The organism is Gottfriedia acidiceleris, assembly GCF_023115465.1.
Lineage (GTDB): Bacteria > Bacillota > Bacilli > Bacillales > Bacillaceae_G > Gottfriedia > Gottfriedia acidiceleris_B.
Genome location: NZ_CP096034.1, coordinates 1423384 through 1444936 on the forward strand (window position 1 = coordinate 1423384; position 21553 = coordinate 1444936).

At 31.1% G+C, this 21553-nt stretch carries 19 protein-coding genes; 10 read left to right on the forward strand and 9 right to left on the reverse strand.

From position 1 onward, the window contains the following. The first annotated feature begins 560 nt into the window (after positions 1 to 560). Entirely contained in the window at positions 561 to 4313 is a 3753-nt protein-coding gene (locus MY490_RS06640; RefSeq protein ID WP_248268518.1) for an AAA domain-containing protein, read from the forward strand. Positions 4314 to 4474: 161 nt separating this feature from the next. On the opposite strand, the gene MY490_RS06645 is transcribed toward MY490_RS06640, so the two are convergent. Then, positions 4475 to 5512, reverse strand: coding sequence for an HNH endonuclease domain-containing protein (locus MY490_RS06645; RefSeq protein WP_248268519.1), 1038 nt, complete (start codon positions 5510 to 5512; stop codon positions 4475 to 4477). 88 nt (positions 5513 to 5600) lie between these two features. Between MY490_RS06645 and MY490_RS06650 the strand changes: the two genes are divergently transcribed. Together MY490_RS06650 and MY490_RS06655 are read left to right on the forward strand one after the other, a co-directional pair. Further along, entirely contained in the window at positions 5601 to 5933 is a 333-nt protein-coding gene (locus MY490_RS06650) for a pyrophosphohydrolase domain-containing protein (RefSeq protein ID WP_432707040.1), read from the forward strand. A 40-nt stretch (positions 5934 to 5973) separates the two neighbouring features. After that, positions 5974 to 6957, forward strand: a complete 984-nt coding sequence (locus MY490_RS06655) for a restriction endonuclease (protein WP_248268520.1) — start codon at positions 5974 to 5976, stop codon at positions 6955 to 6957. A gap of 607 nt (positions 6958 to 7564) precedes the next feature. Here MY490_RS06655 and MY490_RS06660 read toward each other — a convergent pair. Both MY490_RS06660 and MY490_RS06665 read right to left on the reverse strand, forming a co-directional pair. After that, positions 7565 to 8311 carry a hypothetical protein gene (locus tag MY490_RS06660; RefSeq protein WP_248268521.1) on the reverse strand — a complete coding sequence of 249 codons (747 nt, stop codon included), beginning with the start codon at positions 8309 to 8311 and terminating at the stop codon, positions 7565 to 7567. Positions 8312 to 8365: 54 nt separating this feature from the next. Next, a complete protein-coding gene (locus tag MY490_RS06665) occupies positions 8366 to 9184 on the reverse strand; it encodes a hypothetical protein (protein WP_248268522.1) in 819 nt (272 codons plus the stop codon). A gap of 432 nt (positions 9185 to 9616) precedes the next feature. Between MY490_RS06665 and MY490_RS06670 the strand changes: the two genes are divergently transcribed. From MY490_RS06670 to MY490_RS06680, 3 genes are all read left to right on the forward strand, one after another. Beyond that, entirely contained in the window at positions 9617 to 9880 is a 264-nt protein-coding gene (locus MY490_RS06670) for an excalibur calcium-binding domain-containing protein (RefSeq protein ID WP_248268523.1), read from the forward strand. A 289-nt stretch (positions 9881 to 10169) separates the two neighbouring features. Then, positions 10170 to 10544, forward strand: a complete 375-nt coding sequence (locus MY490_RS06675) for a hypothetical protein (RefSeq protein ID WP_248268524.1) — start codon at positions 10170 to 10172, stop codon at positions 10542 to 10544. A 60-nt stretch (positions 10545 to 10604) separates the two neighbouring features. Then, complete coding sequence (locus MY490_RS06680; RefSeq protein ID WP_248268525.1) at positions 10605 to 11189, forward strand: hypothetical protein; 585 nt, start codon at positions 10605 to 10607, stop codon at positions 11187 to 11189. A gap of 295 nt (positions 11190 to 11484) precedes the next feature. Here the strand turns inward: MY490_RS06680 and MY490_RS06685 are convergent, their stop codons facing one another. The 4 genes from MY490_RS06685 to MY490_RS06700 all read right to left on the reverse strand — a co-directional run bounded on the left by MY490_RS06685 (position 11485) and on the right by MY490_RS06700 (position 14411). Further along, positions 11485 to 12147 (reverse strand): amino acid ABC transporter permease, encoded by a 663-nt coding sequence (locus MY490_RS06685; RefSeq protein ID WP_248268526.1) that lies wholly within the window; start codon positions 12145 to 12147, stop codon positions 11485 to 11487. Between the two features lie 12 nt (positions 12148 to 12159). Beyond that, positions 12160 to 12798 (reverse strand): amino acid ABC transporter permease, encoded by a 639-nt coding sequence (locus MY490_RS06690; protein ID WP_248268527.1) that lies wholly within the window; start codon positions 12796 to 12798, stop codon positions 12160 to 12162. A gap of 72 nt (positions 12799 to 12870) precedes the next feature. Continuing rightward, positions 12871 to 13668: a transporter substrate-binding domain-containing protein gene (locus MY490_RS06695; protein ID WP_248268528.1), complete on the reverse strand. Its 798-nt coding sequence runs from the start codon at positions 13666 to 13668 to the stop codon at positions 12871 to 12873. A gap of 14 nt (positions 13669 to 13682) precedes the next feature. Beyond that, positions 13683 to 14411 carry an amino acid ABC transporter ATP-binding protein gene (locus tag MY490_RS06700; RefSeq protein ID WP_248268529.1) on the reverse strand — a complete coding sequence of 243 codons (729 nt, stop codon included), beginning with the start codon at positions 14409 to 14411 and terminating at the stop codon, positions 13683 to 13685. 532 nt (positions 14412 to 14943) lie between these two features. On the opposite strand from MY490_RS06700, the gene MY490_RS06705 reads away from it, so the two are divergent. Both MY490_RS06705 and MY490_RS06710 read left to right on the forward strand, forming a co-directional pair. Next, the gene (locus MY490_RS06705) at positions 14944 to 15405 is read left to right on the forward strand and encodes a hypothetical protein (RefSeq protein ID WP_248268530.1); all 462 of its coding nucleotides are present in this window, start codon (positions 14944 to 14946) and stop codon (positions 15403 to 15405) included. Positions 15406 to 15579: 174 nt separating this feature from the next. Beyond that, positions 15580 to 16569, forward strand: coding sequence for a helix-turn-helix transcriptional regulator (locus MY490_RS06710; protein ID WP_248268531.1), 990 nt, complete (start codon positions 15580 to 15582; stop codon positions 16567 to 16569). A gap of 156 nt (positions 16570 to 16725) precedes the next feature. Here the strand turns inward: MY490_RS06710 and MY490_RS06715 are convergent, their stop codons facing one another. Further along, on the reverse strand, positions 16726 to 17247 hold the full coding sequence (locus tag MY490_RS06715; RefSeq protein WP_248268532.1) for a YcxB family protein: 522 nt from the start codon (positions 17245 to 17247) through the stop codon (positions 16726 to 16728). Positions 17248 to 17576: 329 nt separating this feature from the next. Between MY490_RS06715 and MY490_RS06720 the strand changes: the two genes are divergently transcribed. Beyond that, on the forward strand, positions 17577 to 18035 hold the full coding sequence (locus tag MY490_RS06720; protein WP_248268533.1) for a hypothetical protein: 459 nt from the start codon (positions 17577 to 17579) through the stop codon (positions 18033 to 18035). A 180-nt stretch (positions 18036 to 18215) separates the two neighbouring features. Here the strand turns inward: MY490_RS06720 and MY490_RS06725 are convergent, their stop codons facing one another. Beyond that, positions 18216 to 19625 (reverse strand): Ig-like domain-containing protein, encoded by a 1410-nt coding sequence (locus tag MY490_RS06725; protein WP_248268534.1) that lies wholly within the window; start codon positions 19623 to 19625, stop codon positions 18216 to 18218. A 378-nt stretch (positions 19626 to 20003) separates the two neighbouring features. On the opposite strand from MY490_RS06725, the gene MY490_RS06730 reads away from it, so the two are divergent. Continuing rightward, positions 20004 to 21422, forward strand: a complete 1419-nt coding sequence (locus MY490_RS06730; RefSeq protein ID WP_248268535.1) for a fibronectin type III domain-containing protein — start codon at positions 20004 to 20006, stop codon at positions 21420 to 21422. Positions 21423 to 21553: the final 131 nt, after the last annotated feature.

Genomic DNA, 21553 nt, shown 5'->3' on the forward strand with positions numbered 1-21553 from the left:
GTTATAGAATCGTTAATGGAATAACCAGAAAACATCTACTATTATTTAGGATAAGCAAAAATGAACAGCTATTGTATTTGAATAGGTCGGAAAATAGAAAAAATATAGAATTAAGGAAGCTTTAGTACAGGAATTTATAAGCACCTGGCTAATAATTATTCAAACTTCTTTACAAATCAATGAAAGCCAACTGAAACAGATTCGACTTATTAAAAGGCACTTTTGCCGCAAATTCATCTACTTCTTTAGGATTGTCAAGAAAGACAATAGTTTCCCACTTTAATTCTCTTTTATACGTTTTGGGCTTGTTGTAATTTCTGTTCATTTTGAAATTTGATAATTAAAAACGAGAATTAATATTTAAGTGTAATATTTTATTATCATTTTTGTTAGAATTAAAAGCATGGGCTCGATAATGAATCGTACTCATGCTTTTAAGTTTGTATTTGTATTTAAATCGAAGGTTAATATAGTAGATAGAACATTTAATTTATAGTAAAGACATAAGTAAAATTGTTGAAAAATAAAATGTATGAAAAAGCTTTGAAAGGTTGACAGCAATGATACAAAAACTGGACTATTTGAAGGATCGCTTGAGTGATTTAAGTAAACGTAACCGCTCAATTCGCCTTATGAAGTTAGCAGATAAATGGGCGGTTGATTTAACAGAATTAGAATCTGTTTATCAAGATAAGAATCAAAATTCTTCTCTTCTTGATGATATTTTAAAGAATAAGAAAAATGAGATTTTATTATTTAAAAGAGATATAAATGATGAAAAGAAAATGCTTCTTTCACATAAATTAACTACCTTACACCGTAATTTAAAAGGGATTGAAGAAGAAACTGGAATGTATGATTTATATTTAGGCTATCCATTCTTAACTGGAAAAATGATGGATGGTACTTTTTTTAGAGCACCTGTTTTCTTATACCCGATCAAGTTAGAAAAAAACGGTTTAACTTGGAATCTAGTTAAAGGTGAAGGAGAAAAATTAATTAATAGGACTCTGTTCTTAGCCTTAAAAAAACTAAATGAATTTAATATAGAAGAGAAAATGTTAGATGAAGAGTATTTTTCTAATGTTACTTCAATTCAAGAACTTCATGAATGGTTTAAAGAATTCGATTATAATTTTCCAATTAAAAACACATTAATTCAAAAATTTCAAAACTATACATTAAAAGACATTCCCAAATTAAATGATGGAGAAATTGCACTTGAGAGTTTAGCAGTACTAGGTTGTTTTCCTCAAGGGAATTCTGCAGTAATAAAAGACTATGATTTATTAAAATCTATTCTGGAAGAGAATGGTGATCTAGGGTTTATTTCTGAATTATTATTTGAAGACGAAAATATTATAAATGATTCATTATTATCACCGATTATAGAAGAAGTAGAAAAAAATATTGATGAACGAGATAAAGTTTTTTTATTACCTACAGATGGTTCCCAAGAAGAAATTCTTCAATTAGCTAGAAACCAAAAGGGTTTAGTAGTTCATGGTCCTCCAGGGACGGGAAAATCTCAAGTTATTGTTAATTTAATTACAGATGCAATTAATCAGAAGAAAAAGGTATTAGTTGTTTGTCAAAAAAGAGCAGCATTGGATGTAGTAAATCAAAGACTTGATGGATTGGGTTTATCCAAGTTTGCAGCTCTAGTACATGATGAGAAGAACGACCGTCAAAAACTATATTCAAAGATTCAACAGTTGATAAATATACCTATTCAAATAAACGATTCAAACCAAAAAGAATTTGAGTTTGTAAGTTCCCAATTAAGAATGAGTGAAGGCCAGTTAAATGATATTTCAAAGGCTTTATTTGAAGTGCAGGATTTTGGTTATAGAGCGTATGATTTATATAGTATCTCTAAACCAAAGGATGAAATGAAGCGCCTTGTTAATGTTAAACCTTATTTAAATAAATTGAGTAGATACAATTTAGAGGATATTCTTGCGGAGGTTTATACTTACGGGGAATATTATGCAAGATTTGGAAATGAAAGTTATCCATGGAAACAAAGAAAGAGTTTTAAGGATTTAGAGTTAAAAGATCAATCGATAATGACAGATACTTTAAATGATTTAATTGAAAGCGCAAAAATTACTGTTTCTAAATTAGACGAGTTTGAACAAAATTTTGTTACTCCTGAATATGCAAAATTAGTTCAAGAAAAAATTGAGAAGATTTATGAGGATCTAGATGATAGTAAGAAACGCTCTTTTAAGAACATTAGATTATGGATTTGGACTTCTTTTACTGGAAAAAATATTATTGAAGAGCTATTAGAGGGGAATAAGTTTAAAGGAACAAGTTCAAAAGAATGGATTAGATTAAAGCAATGGTTAAAAACGCTTTATGACCTTTCTAAAGAAACAGAAAAATTTATGTCGAAGTTAAAAAATTTAATTCCATATGTAGCTGAAGATTGGATTACAAGTATGGAAAAGCTAGTTAATGATGGAAAGATACCATTAATTGAGCTTGAAAAAATGCATGAATATATTTTCTCAGACTTTGAAGAGTTAAGAAGAATGGACCGTTTTTATCATGATAAGGATGAAACAGTAATTTCATTAATAGAACTAGCCATTAAAGAAGTACCTTTCGTAGAAAATAATCTAGCAAAAGAATGGATTGATTCTCTACAAGATTCGATTTATTTACATTGGATTGATGAAATTGAAAGAAAACATCCGATAATTGAAGCGATTAGTACAGAGCAGTTTAATAGAATTCGTGAGAAATTGAAAAATTTAATCGAACAAAAACGAAATATTGGTAAACTTATGCTTCAAAATAAATTATTAAGTTCAATCGAAGAAACTAAATTAAACTTTGGTAAAGCGATTAAAGAGCTTAGCCATCAAACATCTAAAAAGCGACAGTTATGGCCATTAAGAAAATTGGTAAGAGAGTTTTCAGATAAAGGACTAACGGAATTACTACCAGTTTGGTTATTGTCACCTGAGGTTGTATCATCAATTTTACCTCTAACTGAAGGTTTATTTGATCGTGTTATTTTTGATGAAGCGTCTCAATGTACAGTTGAAAATGGACTTCCTTCTATCTATAGAGGGAAAACAGTAGTTGTTGCTGGAGATGAAATGCAATTACCACCATCTAATTTATTCCAAGGAAGCATGGAGGTAGATGAAGATGATGAAACAATGGGTGAGATTGAGGAATCAAAGAGCTTACTAAACTTGTCTAAGCGTCATTTTCAAGAAAGCATTTTACAATGGCATTATCGATCTAAGTCTGAGGAATTAATTAATTTTTCAAATTATGCTTTTTATAATTCTAATATTCAAATTGCACCAAACGTTGAACCTTTAAAACAACCTGCTGCAATAACTTGGAAAAAAATCGATGGATTATGGATAAACCAATCGAATCTTATAGAGGCACAATTTGTTGTATCAGAACTTAAAAAACAAATAATTACCTATCCAAATTTATCGGTTGGAATCATTACTTTTAATGCTAAACAGCAAGAAAAAATACTAGATGAGATTGAAAAACTTGCTGAAACAGATAAAGAATTTGAAGTGATCTATAATCAAATACAATCACGTGATTTGGATGAAAGAATATTTGTAAAAAATATCGAAAACGTACAAGGTGATGAGCGTGACGTAATTATCTTCTCAATTGGGTATGCTAAAGGAGAGAATGGTAGAGTTTATAATCGTTTTGGTACTTTAAGTCAATCTGGCGGAGAAAATAGATTAAATGTAGCAGTAAGTCGTGCAAAAGAAAAAATCCTAGTAGTTTCAAGTATTGAGCCAAGTGAACTTGATGTATCAAATTCTAAAAATAGAGGTCCGAAATTATTAAAAGCATATCTTGAATATGCTAAGGCTACTTCTGAAAACAATCGAGATCTAGTTACAAGTACGCTAAAAGATATTCAAGAAGGAAGCAACACTATGGTTAGCTCACCAGCATTACATTTTGATTCAGGGTTTGAAGTTCAAGTTTATGATATGTTAGTTGAACTAGGATACGAAGTCCATACTCAAGTAGGTTTATCAGGATATCGTATTGATTTAGCAATTGTTGATCCAAATGATCCTTCTAAATACCTTCTTGGTATTGAATGTGATGGAGCTATGTACCATAGCTCACCAAGTGCTAAAGAAAGAGATGTTTATCGCCAAAAATTCCTTGAAGATAGAGGATGGAAAATTGAACGTATTTGGAGTAGGAATTGGTGGAAAAACCGTTCCGGTGAAATTGAAAGAATCGAACATGTTATTAAAGATTTGATTAAGAAACAAAAAGTAGCTGAGTTAATACTTTAGTACATTACAGATGTGTAAATCAATAAAAACATATTTTTTATAAATTATGAAGGCATAACAAAAAACACTTTAAATTTTTTATTTAGAGTGTTTTTTACTTTTAGAATATTAAGTTGTTTACGAACGATTAAAGATTAATCATCCCTATTAAATTGATAGTTCTAAAAAGCAGGTTCATGTTCATTTAATGGTTTCCACTTAATATTTCCAGATAAACTTGAACATTCATTATAAATACTTTGTAAAAATGCAATTCTTGTAGGAGTAGTTTTGCCCGTTTGGTTCTTCAAAGTTTCATTTAATGGATGATGACTTTCGATGAAAAACTCATTTCTTTTATGCAATCTTTCAAGAAATCTAATTTCAGGTATTCTTGCAAATTTTCCTTCTTTTCCTCGATTACATTCTTTACACGCTAGTACTAGATTCCATACACCATTTAAATTTATAGGTAGTTCGCGTTGTAATGTATATGGTAAGAAGTGATCAACGTCCGCCAAACTCTCAGATCCTTCATCAATTGTAATATCATTAAAACAATAGAAGCACTTCCCTTTTTGATAACCATTTAAGGCATCTCTTGATGAAGTTACATCTATTCGTTTAAGTGTATTATCTTCATCGATAAAAAACATTTTGGATTGATCATCAAAATGAACATTTAATAATGAAGGACTTAAATTTAATGACCAAGCTGTTTCAACAAGTCTCCATCTTGCTTCAACTTCATGACCAAAATTTTGGTGCTGTGCTGATTCATTTAAGTGAAACAAATCGTCAGTTAGGATAATACCTTTATTTTTACCCTCTTTTTTTACTTCAAAAAATGAGACCGGAATGTTTTGTTGATTCACATTATGGAACGCATCCAAAACATTTTCGAAACCTAATTTTTTTGTTAAAAGGATTAAATCATCTTTTGTTATTGATCCACTATTATACTCCCTACATGCATTTAAAAAGCGACTTGAAGAAGATGTAGTTTGTTTATCATTAATTTTTAAATGTTCACAAATGTATTTAGAAAAAGGGATTGATAATTCTTCTAATGGAATGAAAGTATTTTGATTATGGTTCTCTGAAATTTCTATTAAAGATTTAGCTAATGCAAATTTATAACTTGCTGAATTCTTTCCAAAAAGAATAACAGATCTGAAGTAAGATTCCAATGATGGAAACTCTTCTGTAAAAATATTCAAAAAATTAACCCCTTTACTATTTAAATTAATATATTCTACAATTAAGTGTGTACTATAAATACTTATTTTTGGAAATGGAGAGTACTTTATGACTATAAAATATTATAACAAATTAGTAAGAGATAAAATTCCAGCAGTTATTACCAAATCCGGAAGTACATATGAGACAGAAGTCCTGGGTGAAAAAGAATACATAGAAAAATTAAATGAAAAGTTAAATGAAGAACTTGAAGAGTTCTATAATGCAACACCTGAAGAAACTGTAGGGGAAATTGCTGATATTTTGGAAGTGATTTATGCTTTAGCTGAAACGAAAGGTATTACTATTGAGGAAATTGAGAGAGTTCGACTTCAAAAGAAGGAAGATCGTGGTGGATTTAAAGAAAGAATTTTACTGAAACATGTTGTAGAAGGTAAATGATTTTATTTTTGTATTTCTGTTTTAATTAGGGGGAGATATTTTGACTAAATGGTGGATGGTACGTGCAGGGGATAATAACGAGTTAATACCAATTTGGAAGCAGAAAAATGTAGTATCAATTGGTTGGGCAGATTTGGGTAATCCAAAACTATTTTCATCTAGAGATGTATTAATACAAAAAGCACATAAAGTATACGAGGAAGATAAACCTGCTGCTCGTATAAACTGGGCAAGTCAGGTTTGGCGTTTTAGTAAGGAAATTGAAGAAGGAGACCGTGTAATTACATATGCAAGAGATAAAAGAGAATATTTGATTGGTACGGTTAAAAAAGCACATAGATTTGATGTAAACGTAGTAGGTGACTATTATCCAAATATTATTGAAGTTATATGGGAGGATAAACAAATTCCTAGGGATAATTTATCACAAGGTGCTAGAAATACTCTGGGATCTGTCCTTACGGTATTTCGAGTTGACGATTGGGGAATTGAGTTGGAAGCGATAGTAAAGGGGAATCAACCAACTACTGATTCTGATGACAACAAAGAGGAAGAAGAGATTATTAAAGAAGATTTTGTACAAAAGGCATTAACAATGGTACAAGACAAGGTAGATAAACTAGATCCGTGGGCTATGCAAGATTTGTTAGCGGGGTTACTACAAGCCATGGGTTACAATGTTCGAGTTAGCCCCAAAGGTCCTGATGGTGGTGTAGATATATTAGCCCATAAGGATGCTTTTGGGTTTGAGAAACCAATTATTAAAGTGCAAGTAAAACATCGCAAGTCAACCTCTGGTTCACCAGAAATTCAGCAATTGCTTGGTGCTCACCCGATTGATGCTAATGCTTTATTCTTGTCCACTGGTGGATTTACATCACAAGCAAAAGAGGTAGCGAGACAAAACAACGTTAAGTTACTCGATTTAGAAGAATTAGTAAATTTAATAGTTTATTGGTATGAAAAAATGCCTAATGAAACACGTTCATTATTGCCATTACAAAAGATATATGTACCTGAGTAAAAATACGTTATTATATATTAAAAAGACTCCCTTTTAAGGGAGTTTTGTTATGTTGATTAAGGTAGAAGAGACTTAGGGAATTGAACGATGACAGAGATCTTATCCACTGACCATCCAATCAGTTAAGATTAATAGATTTAATCAACCTAATCTAAAAAGAAAATGTAGGAGGATTTCCTATGATTAAATTCACTTAACTATTATTAAATCGTGGGGATGGGGAAGTGCAAGTGCGAAAATAAGTGGTCGTGTGAAAAAACTTTGAAATTAATAAAAATTGTAAAAAGACAAGTAGGTAGTTCTTATTACACTAAAAAGAGAATAACCACTCGTGGTTATTCTCTTCTGAAAATCGATTACTTTTAACATACCCACTTAGATCTACATCGTTGATATTATCATATATTTTATATTATTTATTGAAATTAAATCTAAGGATGTGCTTTTTAGATTTTTTTCACTATTACACCCCATAAAATCAAAATATACTTAGGGATATAAATATAAAAAACTTTTTCATTTTTTACCTCGACACATTATGTCTTACATACACGGTATATCTATTTATTGTCAATACTGTGAGATTACTCAAGAGTGAATGATTATTTTATTTGATTACTATGTCATATTTGGAACTTAGTTTATTAATTAAATTAGATTTAATAGTTTGGTAGTTATTAGCAAAATACATGTCTCTAAATAATTTTGGTTTTTGAGCGTAATCCACAATTTTGGATACATATATAATTGTCATTCCATCATCATTCATTTGATGTACCACTTTGCCAATATTTGAATCATCAACTATAATATTTGACTTATCATTTGAGGAACTTGGTTGAAGAAAATCTAAATGGACAGTATAAGTTTTTTCAAAATTAATTTTGTGTTCTTTTTCAATAATTATTGCGTTTTTTCCAGATTCTAAATCATTTTGCAATTTTGTGGCTAAATTATGATTAATTGTTTGATAAGAAAGTACTTGATACATCTTTGGAGCCTCTAATTGGTAATTATCTTTAAAATATTTTTTTATTATAGAATCATTATTTTTTAGATTAAATAAATGATACACATAATATGGTTGTTTATTCGATTTATTTATGTTCATTTCAGGGAATTTTTTATTTAGCTTTATTAATTCTATTTTACTTGGCGATGATAAGTTATATTTATTTGCTTCTTTTTCAATGATATATGAATTTGCTTGATTATTTAATTCGTGAATTTTATATTTTTTTTCTAACGATTTTAACAATTCTTGTTCATTAATGATTGGTTTATTATCTATCGATAAGACTGTTTTTGGAGTTATTATTTTTATAAACTCAATATTGAATACTAAACTTATCAAAAGTAAAACAGATAGTATTAGTTTTAAATGCTTTTTAATAACAATTTCTCCTTTTTAATGTTTATGGAATCTATTGTAATGACCGATAAAAGTCGAACATTTTCCTTGTTTTGAACTTGGGCTGGCAGCACAATATTTATTCGATGTATAATCAGCTAAACATCTTGTACTTCGACCTAGAGAATAATCACAGTCACTCATAATAAAATTAATTGCTGCTACTGGATAATGATTTGGATAGTATTTTCCATTTCCTAAAGGTCCATTAAAACGATTGCAATGTAATCGATCACCGTAGTGTCCTTGTTCTCCTATTTCCCAATGGGGATCTGTTGAAGTAGCTCTTGAACTCAATTTTGTGGTAGGCTCTTCAGTATATTTGTCTTTTTCTGAATCCTTTAATATTTGAGAAATATCCATTTCTTTAATAATGCTTACTTCATTTTGAGAAAAATCAACAATTTGGCTTAAATCATCATCTATTCCTTCTACTGAAATGTTTACTAATTTTTTACCATCACCATTTAAAACTACTTCTCCATTGTTATTTGCAGTTTTCGACTCTTCGCTATTTTCTAGTGAAACTTCAACATTTTCCTGTGTAACAAAACGCTCAAAAATATCTTCATCTGGATTGTAGCTCCAACCAGTATCGCCATTAGAAATTAAATTAATTGTATTATTTTTTTCTTTTTCAGAAACCTCGTTCCAATCAACTTTATAAGTTTGTCTAAATAACACTTTAATTAAAGTGTTTTTCGAATCTACATTTTCAGCATTAGATTTAATGGGGATAGATGTTATCACCAACGCTAATAATGTGATTACCAAAAAATACCATTCTTTCTTTCTTGAAATAAATTTTTTCTGCATACAGAAACCACCTTAACCTTTCAACTGAAATTTTATATAGAGATAAGACCACTTGAGGATTACTTTTCAATTAATCAATAAAAATATTTCTCAATTAGTATCTCTATATAATAATGTTAACAGAGTGTAATCTTTATTTTTTACTAAAATATTACAAAAATATGAAAGTTTTACCATTGTTATAAAATGAGAATAAATGAAAGACCTACTCGATTCTTGAGTAGGTTTATTAAAGTTAGTAAATAATCCTTAAAAAAATCTGGTTCATTTTTACTAAAATAATAAGATATTCTATGTTAAAATGATAAATAGATTTAGATAAATGTGAAATACATCTTTGTTTCTTAGCAAACTATTAAACATATTTATTTAATGTAAATTTTATAAATTATGTAGCATTTGTTACAAAAAAATAGATAGGAGTTATTAAAGATGAAAAAACTTGCTATTGGTATTCTTACAATTGGACTTATTCAAAGTTATTCAATTATTTCAACTGACAATGCTAGTGCAGCTGTGAAATATTTTAAAAACTGTACTGAAATGCACGAAACTTACAAGGGTGGAGTTGCCCGTAGTTCAACCGTTAAAAATAAAGGAGGTAAAACTAAATATAAACCTTATGTATCAAAAGCTCTATATGACGCTAACCAAAAAATGGATCGAGATAATGATAAAATAGCGTGTGAAAGATAGTATCACCATACATATTAAAGTACTAATGCAGTCTTCAAATTTTGAAGACTGTATTTTTTATTTTCGAATTCTTCAAATTTTTATCACATTTACAATGAGTTTAACAAAACTTAGTATGTTAATATTTTCACAAGTTAGTAAATTTTACTTATTATTTAATTTCTTACTAAAAAGGAGTGAGACTTTTGGAGAAAAATTGTTATTTTCTTCAATTAGAGCTAAATTGTAAAAATCATATGATTCTCGCTATAAATAAGATACAAAAGGGGCTAGAAGTTTAATTGGTTATATGGTAATAGAAGATGTTAATCGTCCAGGTACACCTAATGATTTTAGAGATTTACATCCTGTATTTTTAAAAGACTGGGATGATGATCGAAATCTTAATTTTGCGAGAATTTATACTTTTGATAGTATAACTGAGGAAAAAATAGATGCATTAATAGAACTTGCAGAAACGTTTATTGAGTTTAAACCAAGTGTAAATCTTAAAGTAGATTTTTTTTTTGCAAATGAGGTTTTTAAACTCTATGAGAAGAGTTGGGAAAATGATATGAATAGGATTCCTGTTTATCAATGGTTGATTGATGCTAATAGTGAAAATCCAATTAATTTAGAAAAACTAAAAATTGATTCATTAAATCATCTATCACAAGATGAATAGATATTATTAAAACTTTAAAAGAAACAACCCTACATTTCATAAAAGTGAAGAGGAATAATAATGATATTAAAAGTCTTAGTTTTAATTTTATTACTTATTCTGGGGAATTTCTTTTTTAAAATTCTTCCCTGGCAGTATATTACTGCACTATTAGGAATTATTGTATTGCTATTAATAGGTTTTTTCATTGTTGAGCGTACTACTATTTTAGTAAAAAATAGACTTCTAGAAAGTACTTCAATAAAAAATGAAGGAATGAATGAAATTATGATTGATAAACAAGTTACACCTGAACTACTGGAAGAGCTAAAAAGTAAATATGGTAGAACAGTTAAACACACAGATATAGTAGTAATACTTTCAGTTGAAAATGATAGAAACTATCAATTTAAGAAATTATATATAGGGACTAAAAACAATAGATTTAATAGTATTTTTTCTGAAGATTCTAAACTAAAAACTAATAAAGGTATCGGAAAAGGAGATGATATATCTACTATTATAGATAAGTACCGTAATAACTACATTCACTTGTTTGAAGAAATAGGAGAAACCATAACGTATCCTGATAAAGAGAGAAATGTAAAATTGACTTTCATAATGTATAAAGAGAGAGTATTTCAAATTATTCTAACTAAAAATTAAATTAAGGAGAGATATTATGCCCATTTCGATTTTTATAATTTTTTTATTTCTTTTTTCATTATTTTCTTTAGTTATTGGTTTAATGAGAAAACAAAAATATATTATAATTATTTCAAGTATACTATTACTTATATCTTTAGGATTAGGAGCATTTATAATCGTATTAATTGGAAGAATGTAATTGATAAAATCTTGAAGATAAAATCCTCCTTGTAAGATTCATTAATAAGGGGGTATTTTTCATTTCTTTTATTTTTACAATAAGAAATCCGGCCCAATAAATGAACCAGATTTCTCAAGACTGCTTTATTTCCAATCTACGCGCAACCAACGACAAAACATAATTAACAACAAAATACATCAACGAAACCATCACCATAACAGGGATCACATAAGACTCCTTCTGCGCATAAATAATCTGTCCATTATGCAATAAATCAGGCAATGCAATAACAACAGCTAACGATGTATCTTTCAGTAATGAAATAAACTGACTAACAAGCGGCGGAACCATTCGTCTCAATGCTTGAGGCAAGACAATATAAAGTAATGTCTGAGTGTAATTGAGGCCGGACGCACGAGCTGCTTCAATCTGTCCTTTTTCGATCGAGTTTAATCCACTTCGAATAATCTCCGAAATCATAGCTGATTCAAATACTGTCAGTGCTACAATGGCAGCTGTCGTTATTTTCATTTCAATCCCGATTTCTGGTAGGGCAAAATACGTAAAGAAAATAATAAGCAACAAAGGCAGGTTTCGAATCGTCTCAACAATCGCGGTAAGTAATTGAGTAACAACAGGAATTTTCGTATATCTAAGCGTACCAATAAGTCCTCCAATAATGAAACTTAGTACAATTGAAATGGCAGCTACTTTAAGAGTGACCCAAAATCCTTCTAACAAAAACTTGATATGATCTAGTGTGTATACATCAGCGAACGGCTGCAGAAAATCCATTCATCCACCTCCTTAATTACTTCTAGCCAAGCGTTTTTCTAAATAGCCTACACCAATACTTAAAGGAATCGTTAAGACTAAGTAAAATAAGGCTACGAAAATATAAGTATCAAAAGTTACGTAAGTCATTGCAGATATTAGATCACCTTGATACATTAAATCTCCACCAGCTACGACTGCTAACAATGATGAATTTTTTACTAAATTTAGAAATTGATTACCAAGAGGAGGGATGACGATTTTGATCGCTTGGGGGAGAATAATTAATCTCATTGCCTGTCCGTAACTCAATCCTGTCGAACGAGCGGCTTCCATTTGTCCTTTTGGAACAGAGAGGATACCGGCACGGATTGCTTCGGAAATGAAAGCTGCTGTATAGATGGTCAATCCGATTGTTCCTGCAACTATTCCACTAAAACTTCCAGCTAAGTAAGTAAAAAATACGACCACTAGTACTGGGATATTACGGATAAATTCCACATAAATTGAACCTAACCAGTTAAGTGGTTTAATTGGAGAAATTCGCATAACTGCAATGATTGTTCCTAGAATAAAGCTACATAATAAAGCGATTAAACTAGTTAAAATGGTAACTCTTAATCCTTCTAAAAAATACTCCATATGTTCTGTTAGAATCGAGAAATCAATCAAAGGATTTCCTCCTAATGATTAGGAAAAGCAGGCCCGTAAAATGACGGACTCTGCAGCTCCCAACATCAATAATTATTTTTTAATCCATTTATTCTTAATTTCATCGTATTTACCTGAAGCTTTCAGGTTTTTTAATGCTTTATTTAATGCTTCAACAAGATCTTTATTGCCTTTTTTAACAGCAATTCCATAAGGCTCTTTGGTAAAAGTTCCACCTACTAATTCGAATGAAGGATCTTCTTCTTTCATCCCATAAAGGATTGAATCATCAGTCGTTAAGGCATCACCTTTACCAGCTTTTAAGGCTGTAAAAGCTTCTGCATAGTTTTCGAATTCAAGTACTGTTGTATCAGGAGCTTTCTGGCGAATATTTACAGCAGAAGTAGACCCTTTAACAGCAAGCACTTTTGTCCCTTTTTTTAAGTCAGCAAGTCCATGAACTTTACTGCCTTTTTTAACAAGCAATGATTGTCCTGCATTAAAGTAAACATCCGTAAAATCTACTTCTTTTTTACGTTCTTCATTAATGGTCATTGTAGCGACTACCGCATCAACTTTCCCATTATTTAAGAGACCAACCCTAGTTTTTGACGTAACCTCTATGTACTCAGGTTTAACATCATCGCCAAATATTTCTTTAGCAAGTGCTTTTGAAAGGTCAATATCAAATCCTTCTACTTTACCTGTTGATGGGTTCTTCAATCCAAATAAACGAGTGTCATATTTCACGCCAAATACGATTTTCTTATCATCCTTAATGCGTGAAAGAGCATCTTTGCTTTGAGAATCATCCTTACCACCACAACCTGCAAGAACTAAGGCGGCCGTAGTTGAAACTAATGCCATTTTCATGAATTTTTTTAGAAACATTCCATTACCTCCTATTAATGATTTAATATACGACTTAAGAATAATCGAGCCCGTTCTTCACGCGGGTTCTCATAAAACTCAGCCGGAGTTGCTTCTTCTAAAATGCGACCCTCATCCATAAAGACGATTCGGTCGGCAACCTCTCTGGCAAAGCCCATTTCATGAGTCACGACAACCATCGTCATGCCTTCTCTAGCAAGGGCCTTCATAACATCAAGCACTTCACCAATCATTTCAGGATCAAGTGCCGAAGTAGGTTCATCAAAAAGCATAATATCCGGTTTCATCGCAAGCCCGCGAGCAATTGCTACACGCTGTTGCTGACCACCAGAAAGCTGGGAAGGATAAGATTTCGCTTTCTCTAAAATGCCTACCTTTTCAAGAAAATGTTTGGCTGTTTCATCAGCCTTTTCCCTAGATTGACCCAGCGCTTTCATAGGAGCTAGAGTGATATTTTCAAGCACAGTTTTGTGCGGATATAAATAAAAATGCTGAAAAACCATTCCAATATTGCGTCTTAGCTTATTGAGATCTGTTTTTTTATCCCCAACAGAAATCCCACTGACTGTAAGTGTCCCGTCATTAATTGCTTCCAGGTGATTGATACAACGCAACAAAGTACTTTTACCAGAACCAGATGGCCCAATCACTACAACAACTTCACCTTTATTGATTGTGAGATTAATATCTTTCAAGACTTGAAAATCACCATAAAACTTATTTACATGTTTAAATTCAATCATTGCTGACCTCCTGTCCAATATTTTTCAATATGTAATTTGGAGAAATTTGGGAATCAATATTTTATGTGTATGCTTGTTTACATTTTCATATCACGTTTATTTCGTTTTTAGTCTTTTTGGACGAGTCCTTTTGCACTAGAAACATAAAAGAAAAAAACAGTATTGTTCGATGTAAATCAATGGAATTGCTGTTAATTTAAAGAAAAAGGAAGAAGAGAAATATTTCGTAAAATTTCATTAAAAAAATTCAATAATTTACCATATATACCATAAATTTCAATAAATTATTATGTTAAAATTTTCACATACAGGCACTTACAACTACAGTGAAATGGGTGGAGGCGTATATATTAATAAGGGGCAAATCTGTATCGATGTTAAAACCTAAAAAAGACTCGTAGTATTTCTCTAAAAATCAGGCTAAGAGTGTGAAGCTTTAGCTGATTTTATTATCACTATCATCAGCAAAGCGTATTCAAAATGCGCACGCTTTCTATGGAGGACCGGTTAATTAGAAAAGGGAGGCCTATTTATGACACAGTATCATTTTATTTCTTCACCAATACCATTGAAAGATGGTAAATTTGGTGATAATCCTATTTCTCCTAATGTTTATGCCAATGAACTAGATTTTACACATCTATATATGGAGAGAAATTATGACTCAGAAGAAAAAAAGATTTTTAGTTTCTCCAAACACTTCAAATATAAGCATCAAGTATGTATGATGTCTCAACAAGTTCCACTTAAAGGAGAAAAACAGATCACTCCAGAAGGTGAAAAATGTTTAAAAATTTTATACGAATACATTAAAGAGGCTGTAAATGAGAGTGGCGTAATAGAGTTTTTTGCTTCATGGAATTCTGAAGAAGACCACCCAATTAGCCAAATACGCCAAATTTCACTAACAGATTTAAAATCTCCAAGAGACTTAATAATAGCCGAAAGGGAATTTATTATAATTTATAAGGACGAAAAAGCATCTCCATCTTAAAAAGTACCCTATTGAGTAAGCACCTAAAAAAGCTAACGTAGGGTACTTTTCTAGTAAAAATAGACTAGTATTTTTTAACCATAATATTTACCAATTAAATATGTTAATATTAAAATTAGATTAAGTTACATATAAAATACATCTTATGAATTTTACTAATAAACGGAGGATTACATGGAAAACCGAGAACGTTTCTATAAACTAATGAAACTACTAGAAAGTAAAACAGATATTGATCGTGAATTTACTTTTGAAGAAATAAAAAAGAGATTAGCAGCAGGAGAAGAGGACTTTTCGTATAGTAAAAATACATTTTTAAAAGATATATCGGTATTAGTGGATGTTGGTTTTGACGTAATTGAAAACGCTTCAGATGGTAAGGCAACTACATATAGTCACCAAGAAAGACTGTTTGAATTACATGAACTCCGCTTATTAGTAGATGCTGTTACAGCTTCAAGATTTTTAAACAAACAAGAAACAAAAAAGATCATTGATAAATTAAAAAACCTTACAAGTGAAAACGAAGCCAAAAAGCTCCACAATGGCATTATCCCAGACACAGCCATTAAAAGTGAAAGCAATCGAATTCACTTCTCAATCGATCAAATTCATCAAGCCATTGCTGAGAAAAAACTACTTACATTTCAATATGGTCGATACAATTTTAAGAAAAAATTTGAATTAAGCCATGATGGAAAAGTATACGCAGTAAAGCCACTCGCAGTAATTTGGTCAAATGACTACTATTATTTAATTACAAGAAGTTTACCTGATGATCAACTAAGACATTTCCGCGTAGATCGAATGAGAAAAGTTAAGAGAACAGAAGAGAAATTTCAAGATGAACGCTTTAACGTTGATGAATATTTAAGTACGGTTTTCAATATGTTCGCTGGTGAACCTGATTACGTAAAAATCAAGTTCAAAAAAGGATTATTAAATGTCGTACTTGACCGATTTGGATTAAAGGCTGATATTCAGCAAGTGGATGAGGAGCATTTCATTTTAACTACAAAAGCTGCGATTAGTGATGGGTTGATTACTTGGATTTTAACATGGGGTAGAGATGCTCAGGTGTTAAGTCCGACATCAGTAATTGAGAAAGTGCAGGAGCAAATATTAGAGATGAGTAAGTTGTATAGTATGAATTTACAACAATAAATTTTTATCAAAAGAGTATCTTTCAGGGGATACTCTTTTTTCATAACGTAAAAAAACATACTGTTTAATTTCGGCAGTATGTTTTCTCAAGGCTTAATAAACAAAATTTTAAATAGGCTATGGAAAGAAAAATTTTCAATCGTTTATGGATTCGGTTCAAAGTTTGTGGTGCGGCACGCTTTTTTCGGTGAGCAAAGCGAAAATCTCGTCTTTGTCGTTTACCGCTCGTTTCGGCAAGCTGATGCAACGGTTGCTTAAGTAATAGAAATAGAAATGTTCGGCTCCTTCACGTACCTCATTGACGTTCTCCCATTTAATCTTAGTTTCTTCCACAGGTGTGATTTCATAGATTCCGTTCTCATCGAGCGAAACAGTAGTTTCCCCGAACGATCGCTCATTAAGTGGGTTATTAACGAAGCTTTTTACACTTTGTTTTAGTCCATACCTATGATTGAATGGTAGGTAACAAAAATATACCAAGGTGAAAAGACCGATCCAAACGAGGTTTTCTTTGATATTTTCACCGAATACATACGCATACAAAAATAGCAAAGCAACATAATTTATGACTGATGCGATCAGATTCTCCCAGTACTGGCTTGTTTTGCGATTGGTCGCGTACAAATCGAGATTAAACGTCATCACGTCTTGTTGGTCATAGTTGTAGGTGTATTTCATGTTGTATCTCCTTGTTTTCAGAAAATTCTATCTGACTTATTTCAGTTTACTGTAGTTACATCTTGGATACAATACATCTTTTAAAAGTTTAGGGGATTGTCATTCTTGTGACGTTGTAATTCTTGGAACAATGCTGTTTCAAAATCGCGAATCCGTACAAACTAGAGACCATCTCCTGTTTGTTTGATGCTTTCCACGTGGAAAAGGGATTGCTTCCTAATAAAACCTTCATATTAACTTCAAAATTACTTTAATTAAAATGTATTTAAATATGTTACTATTTTCACAAGAGAAGTTATCTTTTACTAAAAATGAATTGAGGTTTGAGAATGATGCTAAGGGTAATTTTCTTTTCTTTTATTTCAATTGTGGGGATCGGTTTAATAATTTTATATATACTGTTTTTCCTACCAACCCCAGATACAAAGATTAATATAGAGAAAAATGAAATAAGTAAAGAATTAAATAGTAACCAAACAATTCTTATTCCTACTGAATTTGAATTGAAAAATGTATATCTAATAGATAATGGATTCCTCTCACCACATGTTGAAGTGCATCTTTCAAATAAAATTCATATAAGTATTCACTTATCAAATAGTTTAGATTACGAAGGTGGGAAAAAGGTCAGAACTAAAATTCTAAACAATATAAAAATAAGAGAATATCAAACGAAAGATAAAAGAGTGATCTATATTTTTAATGTAGATCAACTTAATTATTTATTTGAATTCCATGAAAATTATAGGGAAAGTATTGATGAGTATTTATCCAAAAATTCAATTTAAAAATGGGGTGATGGTGTGCATATTGGGGATTACTTATTTCATTTTTTTGTTTATGGGATTCGATTAATATTTAATTAGTATTTATTTTGCTTTTAAAAAAGAAAGAATAAGGGAAATCTGATTGTCTGGTTTTTTAAAAAAACAAAAACCAAGGAATCAATCCTTGGCTCAATGTCTAGATTAATGCTTTACAACTTTTACTGTAGTAGCTTGACTAGTATTTCCGGCAGCATCCTTTGCAGTTACAGCAATAATGGTTCCTTTTTTCTGTGCTTTGATCTTAACAGTAAAGTTTCCTTTTGAATCAGCTTTGGCAGTACCTAAGACTGTACTTCCAACTCTCACGGTTACGGTTGAGTTGGCTTCAGCTTTTCCAGTTACTTTCAAATCGTTATCATCCACTCTATTAACCTTTGGCTTAGCTGGTGCAATAACATCTACAACGGTGACAGTTGTTGCTGCACTTACATTCCCAGCAGCATCTTTAGCGGTTACAGTCAGCTTTGTTCCTGCACTTTGAATGGCAATAGGAAGCGAATAGTTTCCAGAAGAATTAGCTTTTGCAGTTCCCAGTACTGTAGAACCTCTTTTAACAGTAACAGTAGAATTAGCCTCAGCTTTACCAGTTACAACTTTGTCATTATTATCCACTTTATTTACTATAGGCTTAGCTGGTGCGATAACATCAACAACTTTTGTAGTTGCTGCTGCACTTGTATTACCTGCAGAATCTTTTGCATAAACACTTAAAGTAACTCCTGCTTTTTGTGTTTTAATTGTTACAGAATAAGTTCCTTTTGATGATGCTTTAGCAGTACCGATTTGAGTACTTCCTACTTTTACACTTATAGTAGAGTTAGCTTCTGCTTTACCTGTAACAACTACATCATTATTATCCACTTTATTTATGATCGGTTTATTTGGAGCAACATTGTCCTCGAAACCAGTCGCGATAGCATATAAGTCATCTTCTGTATTATTGTCAATATCGTCTGCATTATCATAATCCATAACTCCTACATAATAAGTACCAGCTTTTGCTTTATATGCTTGGTACTCAGTCCCGTCATCGTCATATTCCGAACCTAAGTATACTAATTTTTTACTCTCAACAAAATCCTTTTCTACAGCTGCAAATAATAAATCAATATTAATAGAGTTAGTTGCCCCAGCAACATATAAAAGTCCATCAGTCGGTACGACTACTTTATGTAAATCTAAATCATACAAAGGTAGTAACTGCCCAATCAAGATTTTCTGATATGATGTATTGTCTGCATAATCAAACTCATCATTGTATTCCGTCTCATAAATAAAATCATCATCTGCACTAGTGACATTACCTTTATTCATAGTTCCCATTTTATTAAAGCTTTTTACTGAAAAGGATCGAGCATAGTTTACTTCTTTTCCAAGCTGATTAAACGTATGAAAATCTAGGATTCCTTTTGGAAGAGGCTTTTTAACTTGATGTTCAATCATCTTCTTTGATAATTCGTTTCCTTTTCCCTCTGCCTTAACAGTTCCTAAAGACAATGGTGAAACTAATAATCCTAATGTAACCAATGATAAGATTTTTTTATTAAGCACTAAACCACTCCTTGTTTATTATTAAGAACACTGAGGTCTCTAATGCTACTATAAAAAATCAGGCATAACCATGGGCTTCAATACACATTTATTTTTCGACAATTAGAAAGACTTTAGGCTTGTTTAATGAAAGTCTAATAATCGATTACAATAGTAATAAATCTAAATAAGACCATTTGTGACGATTTCAATTAAAGATATCAAACTATTATCATATGCGAACAATCTGAGAATCATCTTTATGATTCTCTTTTTTGATGTTCAATTTTTTGAACACCTCACTTTATATAATAAAGTCATCAAATGTAGGAGGTATAAATAGTAGAGCGTTTCTGTAAGTGGTAGTTCAATAAAATGAAAGATTTTAGGAGGTAAATCATGAAAAAAGGAAGTTTTATGTACTTATTTTTAACATTTATAATTATGTTTTCATTTAATTCAAAATCAGCTTTTGCTGAAATAGGAGATCGTAGCACTCCATATAGTGCATGGTTTAATTATAATTTTTTACTTCAAGAATATGAATGGGATACTCCTAAAGAAGTGGAATTGCAATTATTCGATATGTATACAGGTGAAGAAGCAAATGAAATTGTAGAAAATGAAAATATGTATAATACAAAACCAGCTGAAGATGAAGAATGGATTGTGATGGGATTTAATTTAAAATATGTCTCAGGACCAGAAGAACCTTTATACGCTTATGATGTGGTTAATAGTTACGATAGTTTTTATACAAAGTCTGGTCAAAAAGTTAACCCAATTGATACAGCTGCATTTTCAGACCAGTTAGAAGGTTTAAGTGAAGACGATGTAGAGTTATATCCAGGTGCTGAATCTGAAGTTTATTACGGTATATTAGTGAAAAAAACAGTTGGCTATCCAATTATTCGAATCGGGATGGGGTATGATTCTCGTGCAGATCAAACTAAATACGGATGGTTTTCAACTGATCCAAATTATGTAGAGCCTATACTTTCACCAACCAACGTAAAGGCAGCAGCTAGTTCATATAATAGTATTAAATTAAGCTGGACAAAAGCTGAGGATGTGTCAGGTTATGAAATTTATCGTTCTACTTCCAGTACAGGTACGTTTACGAAAATAGCAACTACTTCAAGTACTTCGTATACTAATACATCTTTAAATACAGGTACAACTTATTATTATAAGATTAAGTCTTATAAAACAGGAACACCTACACAATATAGTGATTATAGTAAGGCAGTATCAGCAAAACCGGTCCTGTCTACACCAACATCCGTAAAAGCAGTTTCATCTTCATACAATAGTGTGAAAACGACTTGGGCAGCTGTAAGTGGAGCTAGTGGATATGAAGTTTACCGATCAACGTCAAGCACGGGAACATATTCACTTGCTGGTACAACTTCTTCTACAAGCTTTAATAATACAGGGCTTACTACAAATAAAACTTATTATTACAAAGTTAAATCTTACAGAATTGTTGGAAGTAAGAAAGTCTATGGAAATTATTCAACAGTAGTAAGCGCAAAACCAATTCCATCAGTTCCAACTAATTTCAATGTGGCAAAAGTAAATTCAACTAGTGCAAAAATATCATGGAGTTCTGTGAGTGGAGCAAGCGGTTATGAAATTTACAGATCTACATCAAGCACTGGATCATATAGTTTAGTAAAAAGTACAACTTCAACGTCTTATACAAATAGCGGTTTAACAAAAGGAAAGACATACTACTATAAAGTAAGAACGTATCGAACAGTTGGAACTACTAAAGTATATAGTGGTTGGACAACAATCAAGAGCGTTAAGCTTTAAGCTTTAAGAGTTAACATATTTATATTTTTTATTGTGAAGAGAATCAGTTAACGATTCTCTTTTTTTATGATGAAACTTACAAGACCTTTCTAGACTTTGAATATGTCTTGTTTTAGTAAAATGATCAAAAA